We start from the raw sequence: 12517 nt of genomic DNA on the forward strand, positions 1-12517 counted from the left end.
TGTCGGGCGGGGTTATTCCTTGGCTGAATCGTAAGTTTGCCTCGCTAAGAGCCTCTGAACAGGCCGTTTACTCCGACAACTCGATAATTTGTCCCGCTGAAGGTGCGTTAGTGGGGCATTTCTTCGAGCTGATTGAGATTGTGCTCCATTGGCAACCGGTGAGCGGGGCGCAATCGCGATTGCCCCGAGGCTTTGCCTCGCTGAGGACCGTCAGACGGGGCATTCCGTCGGTTAACTCGAGGGGTTGCCCCGCTGAAAATGATTGAAAAGACCGCGCGACCCCGTTACGGCTCTGCGCAACATCACAGAATTCCCACTGTTGTACCCCTGTTGCCGCGGCATGCTTTGCGATAACCTGTAACGCGTGACTGAATCTGTGAATACTTCCGCAACCAACGAATTGCGTATTGCTGTGATTGGCGCCGGCCCGGCCGGCGTCTATTCTTCCGACATTTTCCTGCGCCAGCTGAAGAAGCTGGGTGAGGAGCTCGGCCTTGGCACCAAAGCCCGCATCGACCTGTTCGAGAAGCTGCCGGTGCCGTTCGGCCTGGTGCGCTACGGCGTGGCCCCGGACCACCCGTCCATCAAGTTCATCGCCTCCGCGCTCGAGAAGACCCTCGACAACCCGGACATCCACCTCTACTGCGATGTGGAATTTGGCAAGGACGTGACCCTTGAGGACCTGCTCGCCCGTTACGACGCCGTGCTGTTCGCCACCGGCGCCGTCAAGGACAAGCCGCTGAACCTGCCCGGTGCCGACCTCGACGGCGTGTACGGTGCCGCCAAGTTCGTCGAATGGTACGACGGCTACCCCACCGGCGCCCGCGAATGGCCGCTGACTGCCGAGAACGTGGCCGTGATCGGCGGCGGCAACGTGGCCATGGACGTGGCCCGCGAGCTGATGCGCAATGCTGATGATTTGAAGGCCAAGACCGATATTCCGGACAACGTGTACGAAGGCATCGGCCAGAACAAGGCCAAGGTGCTGCACCTGTTCATCCGCCGCGGCGTGGCCCAGGCCAAGTTCAGCGTGCAGGAACTGCGCGAGATGGAGAAGCTGCCAGGCGTGCAGCTGATCATCAACGAAGACGACTTCGACCTGGATGACGAGACCATCGAGGTGGCCGGCAAGGACAAGCTCACCCGCCAGATGGTCGAGGAGCTGTTCGCCGTGCGCGAGATGGCCGAGGACATGGAAGACGACGGCGACGTGGACTTCGAAGGCAACCCGGCCGACCGCAAGTACTACATCCACTTCAATTCTGCCCCCACTGAGATTCTCGGCGAAGACGGCAAGGTGAAGGCCATCCGCGTGGAACGCACCGAAACCGGCGCCGACGGCAAGATGCACCGCACCGGCGAATTCACCGACTACCCGGTCGAGGCCGTCTACCACGCCATCGGCTACAAGCCGGCCGAGGCCCCGGGCATCGCCTACGACGAGCACGGCGCCCACCTGGCCAACGCCAACGGCGACGGCCGCATCACCACCGAGGCCGAAGGCGGCGAAGTGCGCGACCGTCTGTACGCCACCGGTTGGGCCAAGCGCGGCCCGGTGGGTCTGATTGGCTCCACTAAGTCCGACGCTCTGGCCATCGTGACCAACATGCTCGAAGATCTGGCCAAGGCCGCTGAAGGTGGCCGTGTGGCAGAAGATCGCGATCCCGAATCCATCGACCGCCTGCTTGCCGAGCGCGGCGTCAAGCCGATCGACTTCGCCGGCTGGAAGAAGGTCGACGCCTTCGAACGCGCCGAGGGCGCCAAGGAAGGCCGCGAGCACAAGAAGGTCATCGAGCCCGACCAGATGCGCGAGCTCGCTCTGGCCTGATGAGTCTCTGATAGTTCCTATTCGGCTCCTCTCTGCGGAGGGGAGCCGTTTTTTGTCGCTGCTTGCGTCGCCGCCCGCATTGTTGCACCGCAGCGCACTGCAGCGCACCGCACCGCACCGCTGCGCGCTGTGTACTTTGCGTCGATGCCAGCATTTCTCCCCGCGCATATCCAGCAATCATCCAGCTAGCCTCTTTAGGCTGGGCCTCATGAATGGCAAGGTAAGGGTGCATGGTCATTTCAATGGCCTGAAGACTACGCTGTTGTTTGGTCTGATGTGGGCCATCATCATGCTGATTTGGTGGGCCACCGGCGGCAGCCGCGGCACGCTCGGCATTTATATTCTGATTGGCCTGGGCACTACTTTTGCCTCCTATTGGTTCTCCGACAAGCTCGCCATCGCCTCGATGGGCGCGCACGAGGTCACCGAGCAGCAGGCCCCGGAAATCTACGGCATCGTGCGCGAGCTCAGCGCCAAGGCCGGCAAGCCGATGCCGCGCATCTACATCGCGCCCACGATGAGTCCCAATGCATTCGCCACCGGCCGCAACGAACGCCATGCAGCCGTCTGCTGCACCCAGGGCATCCTGCAGATTCTCAACGCCCGCGAATTGCGCGGTGTGCTGGGCCATGAGTTGATGCACGTCTACAATCACGACATTCTGACCTCCGCCGTCGCCTCCGCAATGGCCACGGTGATTTCCTACCTTGGTTATTCGCTGATGTACTTCGGCGGCGGCTCGCGCGACAGTCGCGAGGGCGGCTCCGGTGGACTGGGTTTGATTGGTGTGCTGCTGAGCGCGATTCTGGCACCGATTGCGGCGTCTTTGGTGCAGATGGCCATCTCCCGCACGCGTGAATATGATGCCGATGAAGACGGCAGCCTCCTGACCGGCGACCCTGAGGCGCTGGCCTCTGCCCTGAACAAGATTTCCTATGGCGCTCAGACCACGCCGATGCGTAAAACCGCGGGCACCCAGTCGGTGAGCGCGATGATGATCGCCAACCCGTTCTCTTCGGTCGGTTTCTCGAAACTGTTCTCCACCCATCCGCCGACCGACCAGCGCATCGCCCGATTGATGCAGATGGCCCAGGAGATGAACGGCGGCCAGCCTCTCGCCGCGCCATATTCCGTGCACGCGCTGCGATAGTCAGCCGAGCGTGTGCTACAGTAGCTATCTGTGCGTCACTCGCAACTGGTGGTTTTCGGTTGCCCCTGAAGCACACGCGGACATAGTTCATCGGTAGAATGAAAGCTTCCCAAGCTTTAGAGGCGGGTTCGACTCCCGTTGTCCGCTCTTGTTGTTCTCTTTGATCCCGAGATTTCTCTGAATTGCGGTCTGCACTCTGTGTGCCACGGACTCCGAAGTGAGAGCGCTCGGCCAGTGATATTCATATCGCATCCTGAGCTTGGAATGCGTTGGCCTGTGCCCAAAACGGGGGTGAAAATCTCATAATAGGGGTATATAACGGGGGATTTTCTGCATTTTAGGGTGGATTAATCTTATACTCCGTCTCAGAGTCATACGGATTCCGGCTGAGGTGAGAGCCGGGCCGTACTGCGAGAAGAGGCGAAGGAGATAAGTCCTATGCGTAAGAACGATAGAAAACGCGTTGGGGGGGGGGTATTCTCCAAGCTAACTCATCGTGTCATAGCCGGTTTGGTCGCGGGCGCGATGCTGTTTGTGGGGGTGCCTGTGGCCTCTGCTGTGGAGGCCGTGCCACAGAGTGATGATTCAACGAAGAATGAGTCGGCCCTGTTGGATAGTGCCCTTCAAAAGCTGTCTGATCCCGCAAGCGGCGGCGAGCTGACGGATGCTGAGCGCGAATCGTTGAACTCCGAATCGATTCAGTCATATCAGCAGCGACTGCTCAGCAATGTTCCCACCACGGCGGCAACCGGAAGCTGCTCTCCTGATCAATGGTCTTGGAATCAGGCGAATCTCTCGGATTCCAACGTAGCTACTTATGTAGGGCGCACCCTGTGGGTAGGCGTGCCTGACGGCAAGAAGAATCCAGCGCATGCTGACGACTTCAGGTACGACGGTACCAGTGCGGTTAGCGGTGGTGGAACCTACCCGAACAATCCTGGTTGGACCGTAGAGTTTGAAGGCCGAACTGTAGTGGGCTGGGATGTTCGTGGACATCTCAACAGAAACATGAGCCTCTCCGGCGCTGCGTGGGGTGCCGGCTTCCCCGCTCATGGAGATACTCTGGGTGTTCTTGGCAGTGTGGGCGCTCTTAGGGGCTCCACTGCGAGGGATCCAGGCGTCTTTACCTCGGATAAGTCAAGAATCGGTAATCAGATTCTCAACTTGCCGGGAACAAATCAGACGTCTTTGGTGAGCGTCAATGGGTCGACGCAGGGCCTCAAAGACGATGCCCTGAGGCTTACCGACGAGAAGGGTGTGACAACCGATTACAACGGTTACGCCGATAAAATCAGGGCACTGTCCGACTCGTTTGACGCGACGAAGCCAACAGCTGGCGTGGTGTTCGATAATGTGAACTTCGGCTCGACTTCTGAAGCGACGCTTGCCCCGGCAGAGGATATGTGGTTCCCGGGTAATGATGCTCCACTTCCTGGGGCAGAGAACGGTCACCCTGACAGCGGCAATGGCAAGGAGCTCGTGGAAGGCTACTGGAAGCGCGTTATTCGTGTGAGGATGAATAGCGAAGGCATGGTCACGTTTACTGGCGACGGAGGAGAAGACGGCACCCAGAATACGGATCACACTCTTCAGGTGTTCACGCTGAATATGAATGCGGTGAATGCAGCATATGAAAAGAACCACTGGACAGGCATCAGCTACAGCTTCAAGAACATTCCACAAGGTGCGAAGGTGCTGGTCAATGTGGTGAACAAGGACGAAAACGGCAACAGTATTTCGAGCGATATCAACTTCCATACTGGTTGGCGCCTGTGGTGGAACGGCACTCAGGTGGCCCACCAGTACCGTGCGGATAATACAACTCAGAACAAACTCGTCACTGCGTCAAGCTCGATTATGTGGAACTTCTCCAGCGTGGATAAAGATCATAAGCTGGTTATTGCCAATGACGATAGCTGGCAGACACTGCCTGATGCAGCAAAGCCGTCGAAGGATGGCATCACCACGCAGCATGCAGACGCTGAGGCTGGTGTAATCGGTAGTGTGCTGGCTGCAAATGCAGGTCGTACTGAATTGTGGACGTCTTCGAACGGTAAGTTCTTGGTCGGCGGCGATCTGTGGGTTTCCCAGGATTACGACGGCTGGACCAAGTACGGTGTCGGTATGTCAATCGAACGCCACAACTTCCCGTGGATGGGCAACGCCAGCATTTCCTGCCCGACCACCGGCACCGTGGAATGGTCGAAGGTGGACAAAGACTCGACCTCGAAGGTGCTTTCTGGTTCCGAGTGGAAGATTGTTTCCTTGGATGGCAGCGGTGTGAACAAAACCGTGGTGGATAATGGCGAGAATGATGCCGATACGCGTCCGGGTTACTTGCAAGTGACCGGTTTACCGGTTAATAAGGATCTATATCTGCAGGAGACCAAGGCTCCGGATGGCTATGATCTTGGACTGGCGCCGACTTACAAGTTCCAAGTGGATGGCAATGGCGTGACCAAATTGACTACGAATGGTGTGACAGACGGCAAGGTGAAGAACACCGCATATCAAGGCAAGGCGGCTTGGTATAAGGTTGACGCCGCTGACGATCAGAAGCTACTTGCTGGTTCTGAGTGGTTGCTTACGTGCTCGAGTGGTGACTGCACAAGTCTGGAAGAAAACAATATTCCGTGGAGCCGCAAGATTGTGGATAAGGTATCCAAGGATGATGACCGTAACGAAGCTCAGTGGGATTGGAGTGAGGTCCCTGGCTATATCGTGATACAAAATCTCCCTTTGAATAGTTCCTATACGTTGGAGGAGACTAAGGCCCCGGATGGTTATCAGCTGAATACGAGCACGTACACGCTGAATGTTACAGACCCGTATTCCTATGCGTATCCGACGCTTCAGGGTCAAGAAGTGCAGAGAATCCTGAACGAGAAGCGTGTAGGCTCCGTGACTTGGTATAAGGGAGAAAGCGGCCTTTTGATTGATGGTTCTGAATGGAAGGTCACAGGACCATGCAAGAGCGTTGGATGTACAGCGTCTGCTGATTCTTCAGCTTCAACAGTGAAGGTTGTGGACGACGGGGAAAATGATTCCTCGGATACTCCGGGTGAACTGAAACTGACAGGCTTGGATTTCGGTAATTACACGATTGTGGAGACGAAAGCCCCGGAGGGGCACATCATTGATACGACGCCGCATAATTTCTCGATTATGGATCAAGACGGACAACGTGATTACGAGTTCGGCTATATATTCAATAACCAAAGCGGTATGGAAATTTCATGGCGCAAGGTTGACGAGGACGATGCCAATAAGTTGCTTGCTGGCTCGGTCTGGACATTGTCTTGTGTCTCGTCAACAGGTTTGAGTGCTGCTGATCAAAGTCAGTACTGCAATCCCACGGAGCGTGAGATTGCAGATAACGGGCCTTATGATACAAAGCCCGACGATGATGGTGTGATCGCTACCATGATTCCGCAATACAGCAGCATGACTAGTGCATACAGCATTCAGTACAAACTGGTTGAAAAGACAGCTCCTAAGGGATATGTGACGAATCCGAACGATTATTGGACGTTCACCATTTCGAAAAAGGCTGGATGGCAGAGCTTAACCCACTATACGTGGGCTGATAAAGACGGCAATCTGCTAACGCCGAGTAATAATACGAACGCACAACTGGCTCCGGATATTAAGAATCGTCAGCAGCCTGGACAGCTGTTATGGTACAAAGCTGATGGCTCACAGGGGAACACAGGCAGTAATCGATTGACTGGCTCTGAGTGGAATTTGCGTGCGGTGAAGCCTGTGAAGGGTTCTGGCACGGACTGGTCGGCATGTTCATATGGCGATGTTGGTTGCGATATTGCGGCAGGTTCTTCGGTGCTAGTGCCGAATATGCCGGATGGTACTTTTATGACGAAAAAGGACCTAAAGCCTGGTGATTATGTGCTTACGGAGACGAAGGCTCCTGAAGGATATTATTTGCCGTCTCCGCATCCGTCGTATTACGTGACGGTCAAGCCCGGCGGTACGGCATACGTCAACGCCAACGGGCGTGTGGATAATTATGAACCAGTACAGCCGAAGTGGAAGAAAATGAATTCGACCACACCAGGGAAATATCTTCCTGGCTCGGAATGGCGGTTGACTAATACCGCGGATATCTATGACACGATTACTGTGGCCGACAATGATGGTAGTACCGATCTTGATGGGGCCGTTGGCTATCTCCAGGTACAGATTAATCCGAAGCGTAGGGCCACAGAAAAGGAGCCAATCCAGTACACGCTGGTGGAAACCAAAGCTCCAAGCGGCTACATACTGGACAAAACCGAGTACACATTGAGTGTCTGGTATGACGCCACAAAGACGAACTGGTGGGATCAAACCCATTGGTTCTGGACGTGGAAGACTCCGCCGACGGCAAGTGGTGTTGCGTTGCTGGTGAAGAATTCTCCTTATCTCTTGCCGCTGACCGGTGGCGTGGGGACTGCGCGCGGGATGCTCGCCATTGGTGGCGGACTGGCGCTGTTCATCGTCGTGGCCGGGGCCATTTGGCACGAGTGGCGCAAGCGCAAGGAGGAGCTGCTCCTTTGAATCGCGGACCGTCGCTCCGCTCAGGGCAGTGACTGTGCAGGCTCCGCCTGCGGTCTCTCCCTCAGCCAGCCTCACGGCTGCCAGCTCCCTCGTCAGAGGGAGCCAGAAGCAGAAGACCAGCCGGTCGTAAGGCCGTCTACTTCTCGATAACTAAACAGTAATTAAAGACTTCCCACTGTGTGAGGTGCATTGCATGGTGGGTATGCATAAGGCCGTTCGGCGGCGTGGTTCATTGGCGTGAGTGCGCCGCCGAACGGGTGATTGCAGTTGGTATTAACCACAATCAGCCTCCAGTCTACCGGTGTAGGAAGCCGGCCAAGGGGGCGGAGAAAGGAATGATCTCTGATGAAGGGTTCATTGTTGAAGAAGGGGTTCGCCGCCCTTGCCGCCTTCGCGGTCGGCATCAGCGGCCTGGCCCTGGGCGTCACCACCGCCAGTGCGGCTGTAGTGGCTCCGACCGCTAAGACGATCACGATCACGGGTGACGAGTCCCAGCTGACGGGTCACACGTTCACCGTGGCCAAGATCGGCGCATACGACGCGTCTGGTGACACGGCCGCGGTGAAGACCGCTACCCCCGGTGTGACCGCCCAGAATATTACGGACGCGTTGACGGCCGCCGGCGTGACTGGCGCTTCGGCGAATGAGGATCCGCTGGAGTGGGCGATTGAGAACACGAAGCTGGACCAGTCGGGCGAACCGAACTGGTACGGCACGGGCGCGAGCCGCAAGTTCGCGGACGCCCTGGCCAAGACCGTGACGTTCACGGCCCCGGCTTCCACCGATGACACGGCCGCGGGCCAGCGCGTGCTGACCGTGGCGGAGCCTGGCCTGTACCTGGTGAAGGACACGGCTCCGGCGGACCATGCGTCGACCACGTCCCTGACGATCATGGTGGGCACCGCGTGGACTCCCACCGCCGGTGGCACCGCGATCGCCGAGGGCACGGTGAAGATGAAGAACCAGGTGCCGAACATCAGCAAGGACATCAAGACCCCGACTCCGCAGGCCGGCAAGGACGTGACCTACACGCTGACCTCGAAGGTGCCGAACTACGTGGGCTACCGCATCAAGAACTACCAGTACCGTCTGGTCGATAGCTTCCAGCAGGGCGTGGCTCCGTCCAAGATCTACTACACGGGCGCGAACGACCTGACCGTGACCGTGGCCGGCAAGGAACTGACCAAGGACCAGTACACGGTGACTTACTACACGGTCGAGAACCCGCCGGTCAGCCTCACCGCGAGCAACGCGAGCGTGACCACGGACCCGAAGCAGGCCAAGAGCTTCCGTGTGGACCTGTCCAAGTACGTGCGGTCCCTGTCCGGCAATAACACACCGGGCGACGATGACGTGTTCACCACTGAGACGAACATCGGCGCCGCGGTTCTGGTGACCTACAAGGCTCACGTGGTCGGCGACCTGTCCCAGGGCGCGATCAACAAGCCGGGCGTCGAGTACTCGAACAACCCGACCGAGGCCAACGACGGCGACACCCCCGGCCACAACCCGGGCCCGGAGAAGAAGATCTTCAACTTCCCGTTCAAGATCAAGAAGACCGACAAGCAGGGCAACGTGCTGTCCGGCGCGTCCTTCAAGATCGAAGGCGCCGACGGCACCACGATGGACGCCATCACCAAGACCTCCGCTGCCGGCGGCATCGTGTCGTTCACCGGCCTGGGCGACGTAACCAACACCAGCGGCCAGTTCACCCTGACCTACAAGGTCACCGAGACCCAGGCCCCGCTGATTGCCGGCACCCAGGACCACTACCAGCTGCCCTCCAACGCGTGGTTCACCCTGAAGATCACCGGCAACATCGTCAAGACCACCGACGGTTCGGTCGCCAAGGTCGAGAACCTGACCTACACGGTCGTGGACGGCAACCTGAAGAACTACATCACCGCCGGCACGGATAAGAACGGTGTGGTCACCGGCAACGACGGCGCCAACCCGTCCGTCGTGCAGGTCACCCTGTACAACGCGAAGAACATCACCGAGCTGCCGCTCACCGGTGGCATGGGCACCGCCCTGTTCACCGTGATCGCCGTGCTCCTCGCGGGTGCCGCCGCCACGGTGTTCGCCAAGAGCCGCCGCACCAGCAAGGCCCTCCAGGCCTGAGCTGACCGTTGGAAGCGAGTTGGGTTCCAGTTCGCTTCCAACTAGCTAATCGAGGAGGTCCGCGGATATATTTCTGCGGGCCTCCTCGCATAAATCAATCACGCTTAACGCTATCAATCATTTGTTGAAGCAGTAGCTATCACAACTGAACTAATCAGCAAAGACGTTGATGAATCATATCCGACGTTGACGCGGAGAAATAGACGCTTATGAAGTATGGGAAAAGGGTGTTCCGGGACGAGGAAGTGGAATACCTCAATACGTTGCCGGCGGTGCGGCATGCTTCGCCAACGCGCATTACCTATGAGGATGCGTTCAAATTGGAATGCCTTGCTCGCGACCGCAAAGGCGAATCGCCTACGCGTGTGTTTCGCGAATACGGGCTTGCTCCCGAAGTGTTGGGGCCCAAGCGCATCGAGCGATGCATGAGCCGATGGCGCTCCGATCCCAGTCTGCAAGATGCTCTGAATAAAGACGGCGATATGAATCCAATGCTCTCGAACGACAACGAAGACCGACGAGAGCGGCTGATTCGTGAGCAGGCCATGCACATCGTCACACTGGAGAACGAAGTGCGTCGGTTGCGCGCCATCCTCAAACGAGAGCGCCGCGTAAACGAGTAATTCAGTCGTGTCGTTCGCGCAGCGGGCGTATTGTGAGCGGCTGTGACATCTCCTGCAACCAACCCAGCTGACCCACAGCAGCAGTCGTCGGCGCAGTCGCATCGCATAGGTCAATCCAAGCGGTCTGTCAGGCGCACAGCCAAGCGCACGCCGACCTTCGAACGCACCCCGCACGACATTCTGGTCGGCGCATTGCTGGTGCTAGCGGGCGGAACCTTGTGGGGCGTCAACGCCACCGTATCCAAACTGCTGATGGGCAGCTACCATGCCGACCCGCTGTGGATCGCATGCGTGCGCGAACTCGCGGCCGGCGCGATCTTCATCGCATGCTCCGGCGCGTTTACGCCCAAGCTGCTGATTGGCGCGCTCAAGGACCGCGGTTCATACCTCAAGCTGGTGGCGTGCTCGCTGATTTGCGTGCTGTTCGTGCAGGTCGCATACCTCAAAGCCATCGACTGGACCAATTCCGGCACAGCCACCGTGCTGCAGACGCTGAATCTGCTCTTCGTGCTGGCCATCGTATGCGTGCGCGGGCAGCGGTTGCCGCGCGTAAAGGAGAGTATCGGCATTGCTCTGGCGTTTGCCGGCACTGTGCTCATCGCCACCGGGGGCGACCTGAGCCAGCTGAGTCTGCCGCTCGCCGGCCTGTTTTGGGGACTATTGGATGCTTTGTGCACTTCCATCATGTCTATTGCGCCGATTGCGATGATGGCGCGGTGGGGCAACTTCACCGTCAACGGCATCATGTTCGTGATTTCCGGGCTGATTCTGCTGCCGATTGTGCGGCCGTGGGCCACTGCGCCTTCGTTGGACGCGTTCGGACTGATGCTGGTTGCGTTCACGATTGTCGGCGGCACGTTTGGCGCGTATTGGCTGTTTTTGGCCGGAACGCAGCGGTGTGGGGCGATGCGCGCCACGATGCTCGGCACCAGCGAGCCAGTCACCGCCACGATCACGGGTGTGCTGTTCGCCGGGGCCGTGTTCACGCCTACCGATCTGGCCGGATTCGCGATGATCCTCATCATGGTGTTCCTGGTGCGGTAGCGCGCAGGTGCAGATTTTTACCGAGATGTGACCAATTGCACAGCCATACGTAACCGAGCGGGCGCCTGGGCGGGCAGGGCGCGAGACATAATGAAACCATGACAATTGCAACACCGGAACGTTATGCCGAAATGCTTGACGCCGCCCGTCGCGGCGGATACGCCTACCCTGCCATCAATGTGACCAGCTCGCAGACGCTGAACGCCGCATTGAAGGGCTTCGCCGATGCCGAATCGGACGGCATCATCCAGATTTCCGTGGGCGGCTCCGCATACGTCTCCGGCCAGGGCGTGAACGACCGTGTTACCGGTTCGCTGGCGCTCGCCGCATTCGCGCATGTGGTGGCGGCCAAGTACCCGAACATCACCGTGGCGCTGCACACCGACCACTGCGCCAAGCAGTATCTGGACGAGTGGGTGCGCCCGCTGCTGGCCTATGAGGCGGACGAAGTGGCGCACGGCAAGGAGCCGACGTTCCAGTCGCACATGTGGGATGGCTCCACCGTGCCGCTGAAGGAGAACCTCGATATCGCCGAGGAGCTGCTGGAGAAGTCCCAGGCGGCGCACACCGTGCTGGAGATTGAGATCGGCGCGGTCGGCGGCGAGGAAGACGGCCACTCCGCCGAAATCAACGAGAAGCTCTACTCCACGCCGGAAGATGGCCTGGAAGTGGCCCGTCGCCTCGGGCTGGGGGAGCGCGGCCGCTACATGGCTGCGTTCACGTTCGGCAATGTGCATGGTGCGTATAAGCCCGGTGTGGTGAAGCTGCGCCCGGCACTGCTAGGTGAGATTCAGGCGCGCGTGGCCCGTGCGGTAGCGGAGGGCGAGCTGCCGAGCGCCTCCGGTCAGGTGGCGTTCCCGAACGGCAAGCCGTTCGAGCTCGTGTTCCACGGCGGCTCCGGCTCTCGCCCGGAGGAGATCGCCGAGGCTGTGAGCTATGGCGTGGTCAAGATGAACATCGACACCGATACGCAGTACGCGTTCACGCGCCCGATCGCCGACCACGTGTTCGAGAACTACGACAAGGTGCTGAAGATCGACGGCGAAGTGGGCGAGAAGAAGTTCTACGATCCGCGTTCCTGGGGTCGCAAGGCCGAGGCCGGCATGACCCAGCGCGTGATCGAGGCCTGCCAGCAGCTCGGTTCCGCGGGCAAGGCGCTGAAGTAGGCGCGGCGGCGCTGTTCGGGCTCTCTACCTG

Annotated in this window: 7 protein-coding genes and 1 tRNA gene; all 8 read left to right on the top strand. The window is 58.7% G+C overall.

Annotated features, from left to right (window positions below; all coding sequences use genetic code 11):
- Positions 1 to 364 precede the first annotated feature (364 nt).
- The 8 genes from F7D08_RS02890 to fbaA all read left to right on the top strand — a co-directional run bounded on the left by F7D08_RS02890 (position 365) and on the right by fbaA (position 12486).
- A complete protein-coding gene (locus tag F7D08_RS02890; protein ID WP_152209193.1) occupies positions 365 to 1828 on the top strand; it encodes an FAD-dependent oxidoreductase in 1464 nt (487 codons plus the stop codon).
- A gap of 208 nt (positions 1829 to 2036) precedes the next feature.
- Positions 2037 to 2978: a zinc metalloprotease HtpX gene (htpX, locus tag F7D08_RS02895; protein ID WP_193316168.1), complete on the top strand. Its 942-nt coding sequence runs from the start codon at positions 2037 to 2039 to the stop codon at positions 2976 to 2978.
- Positions 2979 to 3054: 76 nt separating this feature from the next.
- A tRNA-Gly gene (locus tag F7D08_RS02900) sits at positions 3055 to 3125 on the top strand.
- A gap of 291 nt (positions 3126 to 3416) precedes the next feature.
- Positions 3417 to 7532, top strand: coding sequence for a SpaA isopeptide-forming pilin-related protein (locus F7D08_RS02905; RefSeq protein ID WP_152209194.1), 4116 nt, complete (start codon positions 3417 to 3419; stop codon positions 7530 to 7532).
- A gap of 345 nt (positions 7533 to 7877) precedes the next feature.
- The gene (locus tag F7D08_RS02910; RefSeq protein ID WP_226803283.1) at positions 7878 to 9653 is read left to right on the top strand and encodes a SpaA isopeptide-forming pilin-related protein; all 1776 of its coding nucleotides are present in this window, start codon (positions 7878 to 7880) and stop codon (positions 9651 to 9653) included.
- A 209-nt stretch (positions 9654 to 9862) separates the two neighbouring features.
- Complete coding sequence (locus F7D08_RS02915) at positions 9863 to 10276, top strand: transposase (protein WP_152209195.1); 414 nt, start codon at positions 9863 to 9865, stop codon at positions 10274 to 10276.
- Positions 10277 to 10381: 105 nt separating this feature from the next.
- Positions 10382 to 11320, top strand: a complete 939-nt coding sequence (locus F7D08_RS02920) for a DMT family transporter (protein WP_152209323.1) — start codon at positions 10382 to 10384, stop codon at positions 11318 to 11320.
- Positions 11321 to 11418: 98 nt separating this feature from the next.
- On the top strand, positions 11419 to 12486 hold the full coding sequence (gene fbaA, locus F7D08_RS02925; RefSeq protein ID WP_152209196.1) for a class II fructose-bisphosphate aldolase: 1068 nt from the start codon (positions 11419 to 11421) through the stop codon (positions 12484 to 12486).
- Positions 12487 to 12517: the final 31 nt, after the last annotated feature.

This window comes from Bifidobacterium cebidarum, from assembly GCF_009193305.1.
Lineage (GTDB): Bacteria > Actinomycetota > Actinomycetes > Actinomycetales > Bifidobacteriaceae > Bifidobacterium > Bifidobacterium cebidarum.